The following is a 20,393-nucleotide window of genomic DNA, read 5'->3' on the forward strand; positions in this document are numbered from 1 at the left end:
TAAACCGGCAGGACGCCGGTTTAGCCGCGACGGGGCAGGGACGCCCCGTCGCGGCGGCCCGCTTCGTGCTACCGGAGAGAGGGCACACCGAGCCTTAGCGAGGTGCCGAGTGGTGGGGCAAGAGCGTTTTGCTTACTTTTGCGCTTTTCAAAAGTGACCCGCTGTAAGAGCGGAACCCATAGCAGCCCTGACCGCAGCAACGGATATGCCCCCCAATCTAAAACCTACTTCTTTTTCTTAGGAACCCGCACCAACCGCGTATCCGAATAAATGTCATGCCAGCCACGCTTGTGCTTATCAAACAGCGCCCAGATAAACCCCAGCCCAACGCACAACCACGAAGCAATCGACACCACAAACCGCAACAACGCCTGCCACAGGCTGATGCGCGACCCATCAGCATTCTGCACCCGCACGCCCCACACCTGCATGCCCAGGGTCTGCCCCGAATGGGTCCAGAACTTGGCAAAAAAACCAAACAACACAAAAAACAAAATCGTCGACAACAGCGGATCACCATCCAGCGCGCCGGATTCAGAAAGCGCCCGCAGCTTGGCCTCACCGACAAACCCCATCCACACCAGCTTGTAGATGAAGGCCGTGACGATCAGCAGGGCAGTACACAACAGGAAGTCATAGAACATCGCTGCCAGACGACGGCCCAGGCCTACGGCGGGAAACTCGCCTTGGGGGCTCAGCAGGTGTTTCGACATGGCATGGCTCTCTTGAGAAAAAAGCCATTTTACGGAGCTTTTACCCGTACGGCGCCCATAAAAAAGCCCCTGATGTCATATCAGAGGCTTTTTGTCGCAGAAGAGATCAGCCCTCTGCTTGTACTTCGTCGGCTTGCATGCCTTTTTGGCCCTGCACCGCGATGAAGGTCACTTTCTGGCCTTCTTTCAGGCTCTTGAAGCCGTTGCCCTGAATAGCGCGGAAGTGGACGAACAGATCCGGACCGCTTTCTGGAGTGATAAAACCAAACCCTTTCTCGTCGTTAAACCACTTGACGGTACCGCTCTGACGTTCAGCCATTTTCTTATTTCCTTGACGCAAAAAATTAATGACAGCCCCTTTCACACGAAAGAGTACTGGGCTGGGTTGCAGGAAAGTAAGAGACGTCGAACGGGTTGTAGCACAACTACTTCAGCTACTGCCCAGGTCCAGGTTCCAAGCGACCCATGCAAACACAGTGGTCAAACTCTACGCCAACTAAGGCAGAAAAAACAAGCCCCGGGAAAAGCCCAGCGTTTGCTCGGCTTTGTGACACTTCGGTCAACAATGGAGGGCTTGTTTATTCGATAGAGTTGGTCACTTGTTATAGGTGACTGAACATAACATTGACTATCGTCAATGCACTTTTATGTGGCGGTTGCGTTACAAATTAGTGCGCTTTAACGCAACCGCGTTACTTATAGGAACAGTCAATCAACCACGGTAGTAACGCTGTGGCACAAATGGCATTTTACTTACACGCAGTGGCACCTTTTTCCCACGTACCAACGCCCACACTTCGGTATCCAGTGCGATGAACGCGCTGTCCAGGTAACCCATGGCCAGCGGGCCGCCCAGGCTCGGGCCAAAACCGCCGCTGCAGACGCTGCCGATCACGGTGCCGTGCTCGTCGACGATTTCTGCGCCTTCACGCACCGGTGTGCGCTCCTGCGGCAACAGGCCCACGCGTTTGCGGATCACACCGGTCTGCTGCTGGGTAAAGATCGCGTCGGCACCCGGGAAGCCGCCGGCACGTGCGCCCTCAGCCCGACGGGCCTTGGAGATCGCCCACAACAGGCTGGCTTCAATCGGCGTGGTTTCGGTGTTCATGTCATGGCCATAGAGGCACAGGCCGGCTTCCAGGCGCAGGGAGTCGCGGGCGCCCAGGCCGATGGCCTGTACTTCGGTTTCGGCCAGCAGGCTGCGGGCCAGGGCCTCGGCACTGGCGGCCGGCACCGAGATTTCGAAACCGTCTTCGCCGGTGTAGCCCGAGCGGCTGACGTAGCAGTCCACGCCCAGCAGGCGGGTCGGTGCGAATTGCATGAAGGTCATGTGCTTGACCTCCGGTGCCAGGCGCGCCAGTACGCTGACGGCAGCCGGACCCTGCAGGGCCAGCAGGGCGCGGTCCTCAAACAACGGCTCGATGGTGCACTGGTCACCGATGTGCTGGCGCAGGTGGGCCAGGTCCTGGTCCTTGCAGGCAGCGTTCACCACCAGGAACAGTTCGTCATTACCCAGGTTGGCGACCATCAGGTCATCCAGGATCCCGCCTTGCTCATTGGTGAACATTGCATAGCGCTGCATGCCCACCGGCAGGTCGATGATGTCTACAGGCACCAGGCTTTCCAAGGCCTTGGCGGCACCGGCGCCGGTCAGGCGGATCTGGCCCATGTGGGACACATCGAACAACCCGGCCTGTTCACGGGTGTGCAGGTGTTCCTTCATCACGCCCAGCGGGTATTGCACCGGCATGTCGTAGCCGGCGAAGGGCACCATGCGTGCGCCCAACTCGATGTGCAGAGCGTGCAACGGGGTTTTCAACAGGGTTTCGGTGGACATATTCAGCTCCTGAAAAACGTGCGGACGCGCTTGTGGGCGTCAGCACTCGATAATGTTGACCGCCAAACCGCCACGGGCGGTTTCTTTGTATTTGCTTTTCATGTCGGCGCCGGTCTGGCGCATGGTGCGGATGACTTTGTCGAGGGACACGAAGTGTTGCCCGTCGCCGCGCAGGGCCATGCGCACCGCATTGATGGCCTTGACCGAGCCCATGGCGTTGCGCTCGATGCAGGGCACCTGCACCAGCCCGCCAATCGGGTCGCATGTCAGACCGAGGTTATGTTCCATGCCGATTTCTGCGGCGTTTTCCACCTGGGAAACCGTGCCGCCCAGCACTTCACACAAAGCGCCGGCCGCCATGGAGCAGGCCACGCCGACTTCGCCCTGGCAGCCGACTTCGGCGCCGGAGATCGAGGCGTTTTCCTTGTACAGAATGCCGATGGCCGCGGCGGTGAGCAGGAAACGCACCACGCCGTCTTCGCTGGCACCCGGGATAAAGCGCATGTAGTAATGCAACACCGCCGGCACAATCCCGGCCGCACCGTTGGTGGGCGCCGTTACGACGCGCCCGCCATTGGCGTTTTCTTCGTTGACCGCCAGGGCGTACAGGTTGACCCAGTCCAGCACCGACAACGGGTCGCGCAGCGCCGATTCCGGGTTCTTGCACAGTTGGCGGTGCAGCGCGGCGGCGCGGCGCTTGACCTTCAGGCCGCCGGGCAAAATCCCCTCGTTGCGACAGCCCGCGTCCACGCAATCCTGCATCACCTGCCAGATCTTCAGCAGGCCTGCGCGGGTTTCTGCTTCCGGGCGCCAGGCGCTTTCGTTGGTCAGCATCACCTGGCTGATGGACAGCCCATAAGTGGCGCAATGGCCAAGCAAGTCCTTGGCACTTTTGAAGGGAAAGGTCAGGGGCGTGGCGTCTTCGACAATCCGGTCGTGGCCGGCGGCGTCTTCATCCACCACAAATCCGCCGCCCACCGAGTAGTACTCGCGGCTGCGGATCTGCAAACCGGCGGCGTCGAACGCGCGGAAGATCATGCCGTTGGGATGATAGGGCAGGGGTTTGCGAATCATCGCCAGGTGTTCTTTCTCGTTGAACGCAATGCTGTGTTCACCGAGCAGGTTCAAGCGGGCGTTGCCGCGAATTTCCAGCAAACGGGCGGCGACGGTTTCAGTGTTCACGGTGTCCGGGTGTTCGCCTTCCAGGCCCAGTAACACGGCCTTGTCGCTGCCGTGGCCTTTGCCAGTGGCGCCCAGCGAACCATAGAGTTCCACCTTGATGCCATTGGTGGCGCTCAGCAGGTTGTCACGCTTTAGCCCCTCAACAAATCGGGCAGCAGCGCGCATCGGGCCGACGGTGTGAGAGCTGGAGGGGCCGATGCCAATCTTGAACAGGTCGAACACGCTAAGGGACATGGTTGTTCTCCGGTTTCTTATTATTTTGGAAGACTCGCTCGCTCAGTGTAGAAACCGGGCTTGTGTGGGAGCTGGCTTGCCTGCGATAGCATCACCCTGGTCTACCTGATAGACCGAGGTGCCCGCATCGCAGGCAAGCCAGCTCCCACAAAGGCCAGCTCCTACATTTGACCGAGTTCAGTCAGTCAGATCACGCGTAGCTTTCGATCGACGGGCACGCGCACACCAGGTTGCGGTCGCCAAACACGTTGTCGACCCGGCCAACCGGCGGCCAGTACTTGGCTTCGATCAGCGACGCAACCGGGTACACCGCTTGCTCGCGGCTATAGGGGTGGCTCCATTCGCCCACCAGTTCCGCCGCGGTGTGCGGTGCGTTCTTCAGCGGGTTGTCGTCCTTGTCCAGCGTGCCGTTTTCCACTGCGCGAATCTCTTCGCGGATGGCGATCATCGCGTCGCAGAAGCGGTCCAGTTCTTCCTTGGATTCGCTTTCGGTCGGCTCGATCATCAGGGTGCCGGCCACCGGGAACGACATGGTCGGGGCATGGAAACCAAAGTCGATCAGGCGCTTGGCCACGTCATCCACGCTGATGCCGCTGCTGTCTTTCAGCGGGCGCAGGTCGAGGATGCATTCGTGGGCCACCAGGCCATTGCTGCCGGTGTACAGCACGGGGTAGTGCTCTTCCAGGCGACGGGAAATGTAGTTGGCATTCAGGATCGCCAGCTGCGAAGCGCGCTTGAGGCCCGCGCCGCCCATCATGCTGATGTACATCCAGGTGATCGGCAGGATGCTTGCGCTGCCGAACGGGGCGGCGCAGACCGCGCCTTCCTTGCGTTCCATCGCGGCATGGCCGGGCAGGAACGGCGTGAGGTGGGATTTGACGCCAATCGGGCCGACGCCCGGGCCGCCACCGCCGTGCGGGATGCAGAAGGTCTTGTGCAGGTTCAGGTGGGACACGTCGCCGCCGAACTTGCCCGGGGCACAGAGGCCGACCATCGCGTTCATGTTGGCGCCGTCGATGTACACCTGGCCGCCGTTGTCGTGAATGATCCCGCAGATTTCGCGGATGCCTTCTTCGAACACGCCGTGGGTGGACGGGTAGGTGATCATCAGTGCCGCGAGGTGTTCGCGGTGCTCGATAGCCTTGGCGCGCAGGTCTTCGATGTCGACGTTACCGCGGGCATCGCACGCGGTGACTACAACACGCATGCCGGCCATGTTGGCGGTGGCCGGGTTGGTACCGTGGGCCGACGACGGGATCAGGCAGATGTCGCGGCGTTCTTCGCCACGGCTCTGGTGATAGGCGCGGATGGCCAGCAGGCCCGCGTACTCGCCCTGGGAACCGGCGTTCGGTTGCAGGGAGATCGCGTCGTAACCGGTGGCCGCGCAGAGCATGGCTTCCAGTTCGGTGGTCAGTTGCTGGTAGCCGGCGCTTTGCGAGGCTGGGGCGAACGGGTGCAAGGCACCGAACTCGGCCCAGGTCACCGGGATCATTTCGCTGGCGGCGTTGAGCTTCATGGTGCACGAACCCAGCGGGATCATGGTGCGATCCAGGGCCAGGTCCTTGTCGGCCAGCTTGCGCAGGTAGCGCATCAGCTCGGTTTCGGAGTGATAACGGTTGAACACCGGGTGGCTGAGGATCGGCGACTGGCGCAGCAGCGCGGCGGGCAGGGTGCTTTCAACGCTGGCAGCCAGTGCGGTGAAGTCCGGTAGGGCCTTGCCACCGGCGAACACGCTCCACAGGGTTTCGATGTCGGCTTGGGAGGTGGTTTCGTCCACCGACAGGCCAAGACGCTCGCCATCGACCACACGCAGGTTGATGCGCTGGGCGCGGGCCTTGTCGTGCAGGGCGGCAGTTTGTGCGCCGGTGTTGATGGTCAGGGTGTCGAAGAAGCTGGCTTGTTCAACCGCCAGGCCCAACGCGCTCAAGCCTTTGGCGAAGATCGCGGTCAGGTGATGAATGCGGTTGGCAATCTGGGTCAGGCCTTTGGGGCCGTGGTACACGGCATACATGCTGGCAATGTTGGCCAACAGCACTTGGGCGGTGCAGATGTTGCTGGTGGCTTTCTCGCGGCGGATATGTTGCTCGCGGGTCTGCATCGCCAGGCGCAGGGCCGGCTTGCCGAAACGGTCGACCGACACACCGACCAGACGGCCCGGCATGTCGCGCTTGAACGCGTCCTTAGTGGAGAAGTACGCCGCGTGCGGGCCACCGAAGCCCAGCGGCACGCCGAAGCGTTGCGCGCTGCCGATGGCCACGTCGGCGCCGAACTCGCCCGGCGGGGTCAGCAGGGTCAGGGCCAGCAGGTCGGCGGCCACGGCCACCAGGGCGTTGGCGGCGTGGAAGCGCTCGGTCAGCTCAAAGTAGTCGAACACGTCACCGTTGCTGGCCGGGTATTGCAGCAGGGCGCCGAAGAAGGCGTTGACGTCGGTCAGTTCGCGCTCGTCGCCCACTACCACGTCGATGCCCAGGGGCTCGGCACGGGTGCGCAGCACGTCGAGGGTTTGCGGATGGCTGTGGACCGAGGCGAAGAACGCGTTGCTGCCTTTGTTCTTGCTCAGGCGTTTGCAGAAGGTCATGGCTTCGGCAGCGGCGGTGGCTTCGTCCAGCAAGGATGCGTTGGCGATCGGCAGGCCGGTAAGGTCGCTGATCAGCGTCTGGAAGTTCAGCAGCGACTCCAGGCGGCCTTGGGAAATCTCAGGCTGGTAAGGCGTGTAGGCGGTGTACCAGGCCGGGTTTTCCAACAGGTTGCGCAGGATCGGCGACGGCGTGTGGCAGTTGTAGTAGCCCTGGCCGATGTAGGTCTTGAACAGCTCGTTCCTGGCGGCAATCGCCTTGATCGAAGCCAGTGCGTCGGCCTCGCTCAGGCCATCGCTCAGGCCCAGCACGGCGGTGCCCTTGATGCTTTCCGGGATCACGCTGGCGCTCAGGGCTTCCAGGGAGTCAAAGCCCAGGGTGGCGAGCATCTGTTGCTCGTCTTCCTGGCGCGGGCCGATGTGGCGGGCGATGAATTCGTTGGCGGTGGTCAGATTAGTCATGGCGCGCTCCTCAGGCTTCAGCGTTGGCTTTGATCAGGCGGTCGTACGCATCCTGATCCAACAGCTTAGCTACTGCATCGGCATCAGCCGGTTTAAAGCGGAAGAACCAGCCTTCGCCCATCGGGTCTTCGTTGACCAACTCGGGGCTGCCGTCCAGCTTGTCGTTCACTTCGAGGACTTCGCCGTCCAGGGGCATGTACACACCGCTGGCGGCCTTGACCGATTCAACGGTGGAGGCTTCTGCACCTTTGTCGTAGGACTGCAGCTCAGGCAGTTGCACGAAAACCACATCACCCAGCGCGTTCTGCGCGAAAGCGGTAATGCCCACGGTCACGCTGCCGTCGGCTTCGGCGCGCAGCCATTCGTGATCTTCAGTAAAGCGCAACTCGCTCATGGAAACTCCTCAGGGCCAGATTCGTCTGGTGGACGGGATTGGAATAATGGGGAGTTGCTTAGCAAAAACGCGGCCAACGTTTTTTTATCTTTATAAATCAATTGGTTATTGATTTTTTGGGGTGGTGTAGAAAATACAGCTGTAGCGATATCGCTACAGGTTGGAGGGCGAAAAAAAGCCTATGAGGATCAAAGCCTTGCATGGCGACGGTTGAAAGGGGGGTGTATCGATATCGTTCCGCTGTAGCGCTTTCAGTACAGGTGCAGGTCGCTTTTGAGGTCGGACCTGGAATGCAATCAATGTGGGAGCCGGGCTTGCCCGCGATGCTGGCACCTCGGTGTGTCAGTCACACTGCGTTGATGCTATCGCAGGCAAGCCAGCTCCCACAAAAGCTGGCTCCCCACCGGGTTGACCGAGTTGCTTCAGGGTTTTGTGGGGATGCCGTATTTGCGCAGCCGGTGGGCGATGGCGGTGTGGGAAGTTTGCAGGCGGCTGGCCAGTTGGCGGGTGGACGGGTAGCTGACGTACAGCTTCTCCAGCAAGGTGCGTTCGAAGTCTTCCACGGCCTGTTCCAGGCTGTCGATTTCCCCATCGCTCTGGCGCGCCACCGAGGTGCCGGCGATGTCCAGGTCGCCGATGTCCACCAGGCTGCTCTCGCAAATGGCCGCGGCGCGGAAGATCACGTTCTGCAATTGGCGCACGTTGCCCGGCCAGCGGTTGCCCAGCAGGGCAGGGTAGGTACCGGGCGCCAGGCGGCAGACCGGGCGCTGGATCTGTGCGCAGGCCTGCTGCATGAAGTAGCGGGCCAGCAGCAGGATGTCCTGGCCGCGTTCGCGCAGGGGCGGCACTTCGACGTTGAGCACGTTGAGGCGGTAGAACAGGTCTTCGCGGAAGGTGCCTTCGCTGACCATCTTTTCCAGGTCGCGGTGGGTGGCGCTGAGGATCCGCACATTGACCTTCACCTCACGGTCGCCGCCCACCCGGCGGAAGCTGCCGTCGTTGAGAAACCGCAGCAGCTTGGCCTGCAAGTACGGCGACATCTCGCCGATCTCGTCGAGGAACACCGTGCCCTGGTTCGCCAGTTCCATCAGCCCCGGCTTGCCGCCGCGCTGCGCCCCGGTGAAGGCGCCGGGGGCGTAGCCGAACAGTTCGCTCTCGGCCAGGTTCTCCGGCAATGCCGCGCAATTCAGGGCCAGGAATGGCGCACTGTGGCGGGCGCTGATGGCGTGACAGGCGCGGGCAACCAGTTCCTTGCCGGTGCCGGTCTCGCCCTGGATCAACAACGGTGCATCCAGCGCCGCCACCCGTTGCGCCCGCGCCTTGAGGGTGCGAATCGCGGGGGACTCGCCCAGCAGCGCGTCGAACCCTTCGGCATGGTCGTGGTGCAGCGCCGACAGTTGCTCGCCGATACGGTTGGGTTGGTACAGGGTCAGCAGGGCGCCGGCGTCGGTGATCGGCGTGGCGTCCAGCAGCAGGGTTTGGCCGTTGACGCTGATTTCCCGCAGGGCCAGGCGAAAGCCGTGTTCCAGCAAGGTGGCCAGCAACGTTGGGTCATCGAACAGTTCGTTGATGCTTTCGCCTGCGGGCTCGCGGCCGTACAGCGCGATCAAGGCCGGGTTGGCCAGCAGGATCTTGCCGGCGCTGTCGAGGGCCAATACCGGGTCGGTCATGGCGGCCAACAGGGCGTCGAGTTGCAGGTGCTGGCGCTGGCCGGGGAGGATGTCGACCACGGTCACGGCTTGCACGCCGCGCACGCTGAACAGTGCGTCGCGCAGTTCTTCCAGCACCTCGGCGCTCAGCGTCGGGGCGTCGATGTAGACGTTGGGCGGCACCATTTCCACCGCATCCAGGTTGAGATTGCGCCCACCGAGCAAGGCCAGGACTTCCTGGGTGATGCCGACGCGGTCGATGAAGCTGACGTGGATACGCATGGGGCGGTTAGCGGTTCTGGCGGGCGAGAGGGGGCAAGTATGCCTGACAGGGGGTGGAGATCAAAAATGTGGGAGCTGGCTTGCCTGCGATAGCGGTGGATCAGTCATTGAAAATATTAACTGTCAGTCCGCTATCGCAGGCAAGCCAGCTCCCACAGGGGATCGCCGGTGTTAATGAAATCGGGTTATTCCAGGTGTTCAGGTTTGATCGGATCCCCCGGCTTCACATCCAGCTGATGCCGCACATCTTCAAACATCAGGTCGTACTGCTTGTGCATCTGCCCATTGAGCACGGCAATCTTCGGCATGCCGTATTTCTGCGCGATGTTCATCGCCTGCCGGGCGAAGTCGAACGACTGGTCCTTGGGCAGGAAAAACTCTTCCTTGAGGTCCTTGCCCTGCACCGAACCGTGCATCTTGAAGAGCATTCCCTTGCCTTCCTTTGGGTCCTGGCTGACTTCGTAGTCGATGCACAGGTTGTAGCTGTAGTCATCCTTGTTCAGCGCGTGACGTTCGATGTGCAAGTGACCAGGTTCAAAGGTAGCCATAGGCGTTTCTCCTCTACTTCACAGGTAGGTGATGCCAGGTTTTGCGGTACTGATGCGGGTGCCGGCGCTGCCCTGGACGATCGCTTCGATGTCCGAGAGTGAACCGATCACTGCGGTTTTGCCAGTCTGGCGGGCGAACTCGCATGCCGCCTGAACCTTGGGCCCCATGGAGCCGGCGGCGAAGCCGAGCTTTTCCATTTCGTCCGGGTGCGCCTGGCCGATGGCTTTCTGAGTGGGTTTGCCGAAGTCGATAAACGCGGCATTGACGTCGGTGGCGATCACCAGCAAATCGGCGTCCAGTTGCCCGGCCAGCAGGGAGGAACACAGGTCTTTGTCGATCACGGCTTCAATGCCCTTGAGCTTGCCGTCTTCGCCATACAGGGTCGGAATCCCGCCGCCGCCGGCGCAGATCACGATGCTGCCTTTTTCCAGCAGCCACTGGATCGGGCGGATTTCAAAGATTCGTTTCGGCCGTGGGCTGGCGACCACGCGGCGGTATTTGTCGCCATCCGGGGCAATCGCCCAGCCTTTTTCGGCGGCGAGTTTTTCTGCTTCGGCTTTGGAATAGACCGGGCCGATCGGCTTGGTCGGGTTCTGGAAGGCCGGGTCCTTGGCGTCGACTTCGACCTGGGTCAACAGCGTGGCGAACGGCACTTCGAAGTCCAGCAGGTTGCCCAGTTCCTGTTCGATGATGTAGCCGATCATGCCTTCGGTTTCGGCGCCCAGCACATCCAGCGGATACGGCGAGACCTGGGTGTAGGCCGCGGCTTGCAGCGACAACAGGCCCACTTGCGGGCCATTGCCGTGGGCAATCACCAGCTCGTTGCCTTTATGGATCTTGGCGATCTGTTCGGTGGCGATGCGGATATTGGCCCGTTGATTGTCTGCGGTCATGGGTTCACCACGACGCAGAAGGGCGTTGCCGCCCAGGGCTACGACGATACGCATAATGCAATCCTTCTAAAATTCGGCCTTGTGAACGCAGGGCAAACTGTGGGAGCGGGCTTGTGTGGGAGCCGGGCTTGCCCGCGATGGCATCACCTCGGTACATCTGAAATATCGAGGCGTCTGCATCGCAGGCAAGCCAGCTCCCACAAAAGCACTCCCACATTGAGTGTGTTCCGACAGTAAGAGCGGTGTTGGTTTAGATATCCGCCAACGCCGAGACCAGAATCGCCTTGATGGTGTGCATGCGGTTTTCCGCCTGTTCAAAGGCAATGTTGGCCGGCGACTCAAACACTTCTTCGGTCACTTCCACGCCATTGGCCAGGTTCGGATACCGCGCGGCGATGTCTTTGCCGACCTTGGTCTCGCTGTTGTGGAATGCCGGCAGGCAGTGCATGAACTTCACCCGAGGGTTGCCCGAGGCTTTCATCATCTTGGCGTTGACCTGGTACGGCAGCAGTTGCTCGATACGCTCGTCCCACGCTTCCACCGGCTCGCCCATGGACACCCAGATATCGGTGTGGATGAAGTCGACGCCTTTCACCGCTTCTTTCGGGTCTTCGGTGATGGTGATGCGCGCGCCGCTTTCTTCAGCGAACTCCTGGCACTGCTTGATGAAGTCAGCATGCGGCCACAGGGCTTTCGGCGCGCCGATGCGCACGTCCATGCCCAGCTTGGCGCCGATCATCAGCAGCGAGTTGCCCATGTTGTAGCGGGCATCGCCCAGGTAGGCGTAGCTGATGTCATGCAGCGGCTTGTCGCTGTGTTCGCGCATGGTCAGGGTGTCGGCGATCATTTGGGTGGGGTGGAATTCAGCGGTCAGGCCGTTGAACACCGGCACGCCGGCGAACTTGGCCAGCTCCTCGACGATTTCCTGTTCAAAGCCACGGTACTCGATGGCGTCGAACATCCGCCCCAATACGCGGGCAGTGTCTTTCATGCTTTCCTTGTGGCCGATCTGCGACGACACCGGGTCGATGTAGGTGACGTGGGCACCCTGGTCGTGGGCCGCGACTTCGAAGGCGCAACGGGTGCGGGTCGAGGTTTTTTCGAAGATCAGCGCGATGTTCTTGCCCTTCAGGTGCGGACGCTCGGTGCCGGTGTATTTGGCGCGCTTGAGGTCGCGGGACAGGTCCAGCAGGTAGTGCAGTTCGCGGGTGGTGTGGTGCATCAGCGACAGCAGGCTGCGGTTGCGCATATTAAAAGCCATGGTGGATCTCCTTAGGTTTCGGTTATCCCCTTGGCCACTGCTGGATAAGCAGCGGCCAAGGCCAAAATATTAATAGTCGATTGGGTCGCGAATGATCGGGCAGGTCATGCAGTGGCCGCCGCCACGGCCCCGGCCGAGTTCACCGGCGCTGATGGTGATGACTTCCACGCCGGCCTTGCGCAGCAGGGTGTTGGTGTAGGTGTTGCGGTCGTAGCCGATCACCACGCCAGGCTCCACGGCCACCACGTTGTTGCCGTCATCCCACTGCTCGCGTTCGGCGGCGAAGCTGTTGCCGCCGGTTTCCACCACGCGCAGGGCCTTGAGGTTCAGGGCGGCGGCAACGGTGTCGAGGAAGTTGGTTTTTTCGCGCTGGATGTCGATGCCGCCGGGCTTGGTCTCGTCCGGGCGCAGGGTGAAGGCGACGATCTGGTTCACCACTTCCGGGAAGATGGTGACGAGGTCGCGGTCGCAGAAGCTGAACACGGTGTCGAGGTGCATCGCCGCGCGAGACTTCGGCAGGCCGGCAACGATCACGCGCTCCACGGCTTTGTGCTTGAACAGGTTCAGCGCGAGCTGGCCGATGGCCTGGCGCGAGGAACGCTCGCCCATGCCGATCAACACCACGCCGTTACCGATCGGCATCACGTCGCCGCCTTCCAGGGTGGCGTTGCCATGTTCCTGGTCCGGGTCGCCGTACCACACCTGGAAGTCGGCGTTGGTGAACTCGGGGTGGAATTTGTAGATGGCGCTCGCCAGCAGGGTTTCCTGGCGTCGCGCCGGCCAGTACATCGGGTTCAGCGTCACGCCGCCATAGATCCAGCAGGTGGTGTCGCGGGTGAACTGGGTGTTGGGCAGCGGCGGCAGGATGAAGCTGGAGTGGCCGAGGAAGTCGCGGAACATCTCGATGGTCTTGCCACCGAAGCTGCTCGGCAGGTCATCGGCCGACACGCCACCGATCAGGAACTCGGCGACCTTGCGCGGCTCCAGGCTGCGCAGCCACGAGCTGACTTCATTGACCAAGCCCAGGCCGACCTGGTTGGCGGTGATCTTGCGTTCCAGGATCCAGTCCAGCGCTTCGGGGATGGCAACGATGTCGGTCAGCAGGTTGTGCATTTCCAGCACATCGATGTCGCGCTCGCGCATCTTGGTCACAAAATCGAAGTGGTCGCGCTTGGCCTGGGCCACCCACAACACGTCATCGAACAGCAGTTCATCGCAGTTGTTGGGGGTCAGCCGCTGGTGGGCCAAACCTGGGGAGCACACCATGACTTTGCGCAGTTTGCCGGCTTCGGAATGTACGCCGTACTTCACTTTTTCCGTGGTCATTACAGATCCTCCAGTGAACAATAATTACAGGGTCAGGAAACCGTCGTAGAGCCCATAGGCCGCCACCAGGGCGCCAATGACCACTGCGGCGAAAATCAGTTTCTCGACATTGGTGAAAATCGGTTTGCCCAGCTCGTGCTTGGCCTTGGCGAACAGGATTGCGCCGGGGGCGTAGAGCAGGGCGGACAGCAGCAGGTACTTGGTGCCGCCGGCATAGAGCAGCCAGACCGCGTAGATCAGTGCGACCGCACCGATAAACAGGTCTTTCTTGCGCTCGCGCAGGGCGTTTTCGTAGGTCTCACCGCGCACCGCCAACAGCAGCGCATAGGCCGCCGACCACAGGTAAGGCACCAGGATCATCGAGGTGGCGAGGTAGATCAGCGACAGGTAAGTGCTGGCCGAGAACAGCGTGATCACCAGGAAAACCTGGACCATGGCGTTGGTCAGCCACAGGGCGTTGACCGGCACGTGGTTGGCGTTTTCCTTACGCAGGAACTCCGGCATGGTGTGGTCCTTGGCGGCGGCGAACATGATCTCCGCACACAGCAGCACCCACGACAGCAACGCCCCCAGCAAAGAGATGATCAATCCGACGCTGATCAGCACCGCGCCCCAATGCCCCACCACATGCTCCAGCACGGCGGCCATCGACGGGTTCTGCAATTTGGCCAGTTCCGGCTGGGTCATGATCCCCAGGGACAGCACGTTCACCAGCATCAGGAACAGCAGCACCGTGATAAAACCGATCACGGTGGCCTTGCCCACGTCCGAGCGTTTTTCGGCACGGGACGAGAAGATGCTCGCGCCTTCGATGCCGATGAACACCCAGACGGTGACCAGCATCATGTTGCGCACCTGGTTCATCACGCTGCCCAGGTCCGGGTTTTTCACGCCCCAGATGTCTGCGGTGAAGATGTCCAGCTTGAACGCGAAGAGGGCGATCAACACGAACAGCACCAGCGGCACCACCTTGGCGACGGTGGTCACCAGGTTGATGAACGCCGCTTCCTTGATCCCGCGCAGTACCAGGAAGTGCACGGCCCACAACAGCACCGAGGCGCCGATCACCGCCGCCGGGGTGTTGCCTTCGCCGAAGATCGGAAAGAAGTAACCAAGGGTGCTGAACAGCAGCACGAAGTAGCCGACGTTGCCCAGCCAGGCACTGATCCAGTAACCCCAGGCGGACGAGAAACCCATGTAGTCGCCAAACCCGGCCTTGGCGTAGGCATACACCCCGCCGTCGAGGTTGGGCTTGCGATTGGCCAGGGTTTGAAACACGAAAGCGAGGGTCAACATACCGACTGCGGTAATGACCCAGCCGATCAGGACGGCGCCGACATCGGCACTTGCGGCCATGTTTTGCGGCAGTGAGAAGATCCCGCCACCAATCATTGAGCCCACGACAAGTGCAACCAGGGCACCTAATCGAAGTTTACCGGGAGATTCAGACATCGCATGACTCCAATGCAGGAGAAGAGAGACCACAGAATAAATCCGTGCGCTAATCAAACAGCTGACTCAGATCACTTCATTGGCACATTCCATTGTGAATTAATGACTTATGATGAAAGGTACGGGCGCTCAAGTGCCCCGCAGAGGCTCGTGGTAGAGCGTTTCTGCGTTTCAAACAGCAGCTTTTCTCATTAGCATGGACCTTTGAAGCTAGTCCGTATTTCCAGATATGCAAACTTTTCCAGAGCAGTGTTATTTAAATTATAAATTTGCCTTAACGCTGTTTATTGTCATGCCTTTAAGTTATGAAGCTTGCGGCTTTATTAGCTATATCTAATAAACGCGGCGTCGGCTTAGTAAATTAGTTGAGTGCACAGTTGTTGGCTCGATTGTTGTTTTTGTTCAGGAGTGTCCATGTCCCAATCCTCGGAAAAACTGCGCCTCAACGCCTTGATCGCCCTGGTTGTGGGGTCGATGATCGGCGGCGGGATTTTCTCGTTGCCGCAGAACATGGCGGCGCGGGCTGAAGTAGGCGCGGTGTTGATCGGCTGGGGCATCACCGCCGTGGGCATGCTGACTCTCGCCTTCGTGTTCCAGACCCTGGCCAACCGCAAGCCTGAGCTCGATTCTGGCGTATACGCCTACGCCAAGGCCGGGTTTGGCGACTACATGGGTTTCTCGTCCGCCTGGGGTTACTGGATCAGCGCCTGGATGGGCAACGTCGGTTACTTCGTGTTGCTATTTAGTACCCTCGGCTACTTTTTCCCGGTGTTCGGCCAGGGCAATACGCCGGTGGCGATTGGTTGCGCGTCGGTGTTGCTGTGGGCCGTGCATTTTCTGGTGATGCGCGGGATCAAGGAGGCGGCGTTCATCAACCAGATCACCACTGTGGCCAAGATCGTGCCGCTGGTGATGTTTATCGTGATCGCCGCCGTGGCGTTCAAGGCCGACATCTTTACCCGGGATATCTGGGGCCTGAGCAACCCGAACTTCGGTGGCGTGGTGGACCAGGTGCGCAACATGATGCTGGTCACGGTGTTTGTGTTTATCGGCATCGAGGGCGCCAGCGTCTACTCGGCCCGGGCCGAGAAACGCTCGGACGTGGGCCGGGCCACGGTGATCGGTTTCCTGGGCGTGCTGGCGCTGCTGGTGTTGGTCAACCTGTTGTCGCTGGGGATCATGAGCCAGCCGGAACTGGCCAACCTGCAAAACCCGTCCCTGGCGGGCGTGCTGGAGCATATTGTCGGGCCCTGGGGCGCATTGCTGATCAGCATCGGGCTGGCGGTTTCGCTGCTGGGCGCGCTGCTGTCGTGGGCCTTGCTCTGCGCCGAAATCCTCTACGCCACCGCCCACGACAAGACCATGCCCGCGTTCCTGAAAAAGGAAAACGTCAATCAGGTGCCGGTCAATGCGTTGTGGCTGACCAATGTGATGATCCAGCTGTTCCTGGTGATCACGCTGTTTTCGGCAAGCACCTACACCACCCTGATCTACCTGGCGTCGTCGATGATTCTGGTGCCCTACCTGTGGTCGGCGGCTTATGCCGTGTTGTTGAGCGGACGCGGCGAAACCTACGAAGGCGCCCATGGCGAGCGCCTGAAGGACCTGCTGGTGGGCCTGGTTGCCCTGGCTTACGCGGTGTGGCTGCTTTACGCCGGAGGTTTGAAATACCTGCTGTTGTCGGCGCTGCTGTATGCGCCCGGGGTGATTCTGTTTGCCCTGGCCAAGCGCGAGCAGGGCCAGCCCTTGTTTACCCACCTGGAAAAAGGCATTTTCGCCTGCGTGATCGCCGGGGCGAGCCTGGCGGCGTATGGGTTGTACAGCGGGGTGTTGTCGTTGTGAGGATTCAGCTGGCGTATCAGGCGCCGTATGACTGGACGGAGATGCTGGGTTTTTTGTCAGCCCGGGCCATCAGCGCGTTGGAGACCGTGGACGACGGCGTGTACTCGCGCAGTATCAGTGTCGACGGTCAGCAGGGTTGGCTCAGTGTGTCGCCGGGTGCCGGGGATTGGCTTGAGGTAACGGTGGGTTTTCCCGACCCGGCTGCGTTGCCGGAGATTGAGCGGCGGTTGCGGGACATGTTTGACCTGTCGGCCGATCCAAAGGTGATCAACCGGCAACTGGCGACGGATCCCTTGATGGCGCGGTTGGTGGCGGCGCGTCCCGGCCTGCGGGTACCGGGAACCTGGGACGGGTTGGAGTTGGCGATTCGTGCGGTGTTGGGTCAGCAGATTACCGTGGTGGCAGCGATCAAGCTGGCGGGCAAGTTGGTGGCGCAGTACGGCACGCCGTTGGTCACGCCCCATGCCGGTGTGACCCATGTGTTTCCCGCCGCCGAGGTGTTGGCGGCGGCGGACCTGGCGAGCCTGGGCATGCCGAAAAGTCGCGGGCGTACCTTGTCGGCGGTGGCCCAGGCGTTGCTGGATGACCCGCAGGTGTTCCAGCCGAAGGCAAGTTTGAAGGAGGGCGTGGCGCGGCTGGTGGCATTGCCGGGGATTGGTGACTGGACGGCGCAGTACATCGCCATGCGCCAGATGCGTGAGCAGGATGCGTTTGCTTCGGGGGATATCGGGTTGATCAATGCGTTGGCGGCGCTGGAGGGCGGGCCGGTAAGCCCGCGCCAGTTGCTGGCGCGGGCTGAGGCCTGGCGGCCGCTCAGGGCATATGCGGCGCAGCATTTGTGGACATCATTGAGCCGGGCAGATTGACGGTGACTGTAAGGGCCTCATCGCGGGCAAGCCCGGCTCCCACAGGAGATCTGAGCCAGCCCAGACAACTCGGTCAACTGTGGGAGCCGGGCTTGCCCGCGATAGCGATTTTCAGGTCACCACTGAGGGCGATGTGAACCCAATTCAACTGCGGGCAAATCCCACTGCAATGGTGTGCCGCTGATGGTCACCGGGGGCAGTAATCGATGGGCCGGGCCCCAGGCGGTTTGCTCCACCACCAGGCCTTGATCACTCGGTTCTTCGCCCCGCAATGGCGGTTGTTCCTGAACTTGTCCGGCGTCCACCAGCAGTTTCGCCGTGCGCGCCAGCGACAGCAGCGCCGAACCGCCGCGCCCGGATTTCAAGCGTTCGCTCAAGGCCTGGATCGCACCGGCCGCCATCAAATACCCGGTGGCGTGGTCCAGGGCCTGCAACGGCAGCGGCACTGGTTTGTCGGCCTTTTTCCACTGCCGGCCCGCCTCGGCAATCCCGGTGCTCATCTGCACCAGGCTGTCGAAGCCCCGGCGATTGCGCCATGGGCCGCTGCAGCCATAGGCATTGAGGCTGGCGTCGATCAGGCCGGGCGCGAGGGCTTGCAGCGCAGCTTCGCCGTAGCCCAACTGTTCCAGCGCATCGGCACGGTAGCCGTGCAGCAGAATGTCGGTGTCCTTGAGCAGGCTTTCGAAGATTTGCCGGTCATCGGCGTTTTTCAGGTCCAGGCGGGCACAGCGTTTGCCCAGGGTCATTTCCGGCACTACGCCGGGTTCGTTCCAGTCCGGGGCGTCGATGCGCAGTACGTCGGCCCCAAGCCCGGCGAGATAACGGCTGGCGGTAGGGCCGGCCAATACGCGGGTCAGGTCCAGCACCTTGATGCCCGCCAAAGGCCTTGCCACCGAGCCCCGCCAGGGTTTGTCGCTGAGGGCAGCGAAGGTCTGGCGATGCACCAGCGGTTCCTGGTTGACCGCCAAACCTTGAGGATGAGCTTGCCAGTCTTGCCACGAACGCATCTGTGCCGCGCAACCGTTCGCCTCGACAATCGCTTGTTCCAGCTCGGCAGCGTTCCATTGCGCAACCTTCGCGGCCATCGCCTCACGATCTGCGGCCTGCCCGAGTACGCGCTCGGCGGCGGCGCGATGGTGCGGTGCGTTGGTGTGCAGGCGAATCCAGCCATCGGCGCAGGCGTAGTCGCCGGCAATCGGGTCCCACAGCGGTGGTGTGGCCCAGCCATCGGGACGCAGGGACGAGGAGAACCAGAATGAGGCGAGGCGTCGATCGACGGTCACCGCGGGTAAGCGCCCGGTTTGCTGCAACAGCAACCGGGCAACCGCCTGGCCGGCTGCGCCGATGCTGGCGCTGGCCAGGTCGGTGACGGCGAAGGTCGAGGGCAGGGCGCCGGCCTCGGTGAAGGCCAGCGCGGTGACGGGTAAGTCGAGTGCTTCCTGGATGGGAGTGAGCAGATCAGTCATCAAAGGCCCTCCTTATGAGAAGGACCATCATAGAAGATCATCAGGGTTGAATGACAACCCCGGGTTCCAACGGCAACTCCACGCTGGCGATAAAGCCGCCGCCTGGATGATTGGCCAGGATCAGGCTGCCGCCATGGCGCTCTGCCGCGCGGCGGGCGATGGCCAGGCCCAGGCCGTGGCCTTGGGCGGTTTGCCCCGGGGCGCGGTAAAACGGCTCGCCCAGTTGGCTGAGGTGCTCGGCGTCGACGCCGGGGCCGTGGTCGCGCACGCTGATCACAATGCGTTCGCCCTGGCGTTTGGCGTCCATTTCAATCGGCTGGCCGGGCGGGTTGAAGCGCTGGGCATTGCGCAGCAGGTTGTCCACCGCGCGTTCGATCATGGTCGGCCAGCCCTTGAGGTGCAGACCGGCTTCGGCATCGAGCTGCACGGGTTGGTCCGGCGCGCTGAGCAGGGCGTCTTTTTGCAGGGTCCTGAGCAACGGATTGAGGTCGATGTCTTCGGCGCTGGCGTTGTCGGCGTCCACCCGGGCGAGTACCAGGATTTCGCTGATCAGTGCTTCCAGGCGGTCGCATTCACGGGTCAGGCGTGGCCAGAGTTTCTCCCGTGCCTCGGGCGTGGCCCGTTCCGCCAGGGCCAGGGCGATCCGCAGGCGGGCCAGGGGCGAGCGCAGTTCGTGGGACACGTCCCGCAGCAATTGGCGCTGGCTGCCGATCAGGCTTTGCAGGCGGGCGCCCATGCGGTTGAAGTCGGTGGCGAGCACGCCGAATTCGTCGCGACGGTTGGCCAGTCGCGCCAGGCTGTTTTGCTGGTAGGTGGTTTGGCCCAGGTCGTGCACCGCGCCGCGCAGGCGGCTGAGGGGACGGGTGATAGACAGCGTCACCAGCAGGCTGAACAGGGTCAGCACCACCAGCGCAATCGCCAGGGCACTCAGCGGCCAGAGCAGGCTGCTGCGGTGCCAGGCGTCCAGTTCCGGGTGAGGGATGCGGTAGATCAGCAGGTAGGTGTCGCCGGTTTTTTCGCTGGTGTATTCGGCGGTCAGGCGGCGCCAGGGCAGGTGGCGGTCCTGGCTGTCGTTTTGCCGGGCCTCGAGGGCGGCGGCCCGGCGCGGGAAGGTGCCGCGCACCACGGGCTCGCCGCTTTCGTTAAGCACTTGCACGTCGATGTGATACTGGCGCTTGCGCTGTTGCAACAAGTCCTGGGCGGCGTCCTCGCCCTGAGCCTCATAGAGCTGCGTCCATTCCTGCGCGAGGTTATTGAGCCCGGGGTGGCGGCTGAGAATCCAGGCGTCCTGGTTGAGCATATGCCCAAGCAGGATCGACAACCCGGCAACCAGGGCGATGGCCAGCCAGAAGCTGGCAAGGACGCGCCAGAACAATGAACGCACAAGAAATCCTCAAACAGGAAAAGCCC

The 20,393-nt window shown here is 61.7% G+C and carries 16 protein-coding genes; 2 read left to right on the plus strand and 14 right to left on the minus strand.

From position 1 onward, the window contains the following. Positions 1-224 precede the first annotated feature (224 nt). The 12 genes from M2400_RS30990 to arcD (M2400_RS31045) all read right to left on the minus strand — a co-directional run bounded on the left by M2400_RS30990 (position 225) and on the right by arcD (M2400_RS31045) (position 14,809). Positions 225-713 carry an RDD family protein gene (locus tag M2400_RS30990; protein WP_177042779.1) on the minus strand — a complete coding sequence of 163 codons (489 nt, stop codon included), beginning with the start codon at positions 711-713 and terminating at the stop codon, positions 225-227. 106 nt (positions 714-819) lie between these two features. Continuing rightward, positions 820-1,032, minus strand: a complete 213-nt coding sequence (locus tag M2400_RS30995; protein ID WP_003316897.1) for a cold-shock protein — start codon at positions 1,030-1,032, stop codon at positions 820-822. 393 nt (positions 1,033-1,425) lie between these two features. Beyond that, the gene (gene gcvT / locus M2400_RS31000; RefSeq protein ID WP_259198730.1) at positions 1,426-2,550 is read right to left on the minus strand and encodes a glycine cleavage system aminomethyltransferase GcvT; all 1,125 of its coding nucleotides are present in this window, start codon (positions 2,548-2,550) and stop codon (positions 1,426-1,428) included. Positions 2,551-2,589: 39 nt separating this feature from the next. Beyond that, positions 2,590-3,966, minus strand: coding sequence for an L-serine ammonia-lyase (locus M2400_RS31005; RefSeq protein ID WP_177115524.1), 1,377 nt, complete (start codon positions 3,964-3,966; stop codon positions 2,590-2,592). Between the two features lie 190 nt (positions 3,967-4,156). After that, positions 4,157-7,003, minus strand: a complete 2,847-nt coding sequence (gene gcvP, locus M2400_RS31010) for an aminomethyl-transferring glycine dehydrogenase (RefSeq protein WP_259198729.1) — start codon at positions 7,001-7,003, stop codon at positions 4,157-4,159. 10 nt (positions 7,004-7,013) lie between these two features. Next, on the minus strand, positions 7,014-7,397 hold the full coding sequence (gcvH, locus tag M2400_RS31015) for a glycine cleavage system protein GcvH (RefSeq protein ID WP_003220049.1): 384 nt from the start codon (positions 7,395-7,397) through the stop codon (positions 7,014-7,016). 422 nt (positions 7,398-7,819) lie between these two features. Further along, positions 7,820-9,328: a sigma-54-dependent transcriptional regulator gene (locus M2400_RS31020; RefSeq protein WP_177042774.1), complete on the minus strand. Its 1,509-nt coding sequence runs from the start codon at positions 9,326-9,328 to the stop codon at positions 7,820-7,822. A 185-nt stretch (positions 9,329-9,513) separates the two neighbouring features. Next, the gene (locus M2400_RS31025; RefSeq protein WP_010169903.1) at positions 9,514-9,876 is read right to left on the minus strand and encodes a DUF5064 family protein; all 363 of its coding nucleotides are present in this window, start codon (positions 9,874-9,876) and stop codon (positions 9,514-9,516) included. A gap of 18 nt (positions 9,877-9,894) precedes the next feature. Then, positions 9,895-10,824: a carbamate kinase gene (arcC, locus tag M2400_RS31030; RefSeq protein WP_177042772.1), complete on the minus strand. Its 930-nt coding sequence runs from the start codon at positions 10,822-10,824 to the stop codon at positions 9,895-9,897. A gap of 196 nt (positions 10,825-11,020) precedes the next feature. Beyond that, positions 11,021-12,031 (minus strand): ornithine carbamoyltransferase, encoded by a 1,011-nt coding sequence (locus M2400_RS31035; protein ID WP_010169901.1) that lies wholly within the window; start codon positions 12,029-12,031, stop codon positions 11,021-11,023. Between the two features lie 69 nt (positions 12,032-12,100). Further along, positions 12,101-13,357, minus strand: coding sequence for an arginine deiminase (arcA, locus tag M2400_RS31040; RefSeq protein ID WP_177042771.1), 1,257 nt, complete (start codon positions 13,355-13,357; stop codon positions 12,101-12,103). A gap of 24 nt (positions 13,358-13,381) precedes the next feature. Next, positions 13,382-14,809: an arginine-ornithine antiporter gene (arcD, locus tag M2400_RS31045; RefSeq protein WP_177042770.1), complete on the minus strand. Its 1,428-nt coding sequence runs from the start codon at positions 14,807-14,809 to the stop codon at positions 13,382-13,384. Positions 14,810-15,223: 414 nt separating this feature from the next. Here arcD (M2400_RS31045) and arcD (M2400_RS31050) point away from each other — a divergent pair, with 414 nt between their 5' ends. Together arcD (M2400_RS31050) and M2400_RS31055 are read left to right on the plus strand one after the other, a co-directional pair. Then, complete coding sequence (gene arcD / locus M2400_RS31050; protein ID WP_177134282.1) at positions 15,224-16,651, plus strand: arginine-ornithine antiporter; 1,428 nt, start codon at positions 15,224-15,226, stop codon at positions 16,649-16,651. A 2-nt stretch (positions 16,652-16,653) separates the two neighbouring features. Beyond that, positions 16,654-17,517, plus strand: a complete 864-nt coding sequence (locus tag M2400_RS31055; RefSeq protein ID WP_259198731.1) for a DNA-3-methyladenine glycosylase — start codon at positions 16,654-16,656, stop codon at positions 17,515-17,517. A gap of 116 nt (positions 17,518-17,633) precedes the next feature. Here the strand turns inward: M2400_RS31055 and M2400_RS31060 are convergent, their stop codons facing one another. Both M2400_RS31060 and M2400_RS31065 read right to left on the minus strand, forming a co-directional pair. After that, positions 17,634-18,983: a CoA transferase gene (locus M2400_RS31060; RefSeq protein ID WP_259198727.1), complete on the minus strand. Its 1,350-nt coding sequence runs from the start codon at positions 18,981-18,983 to the stop codon at positions 17,634-17,636. 40 nt (positions 18,984-19,023) lie between these two features. Next, entirely contained in the window at positions 19,024-20,367 is a 1,344-nt protein-coding gene (locus tag M2400_RS31065) for a cell wall metabolism sensor histidine kinase WalK (RefSeq protein ID WP_177042767.1), read from the minus strand. Positions 20,368-20,393 lie beyond the last annotated feature (26 nt).

The sequence above is a fragment of the Pseudomonas sp. BIGb0558 genome (assembly GCF_024807515.1).
Lineage (GTDB): Bacteria > Pseudomonadota > Gammaproteobacteria > Pseudomonadales > Pseudomonadaceae > Aquipseudomonas > Aquipseudomonas yamanorum_A.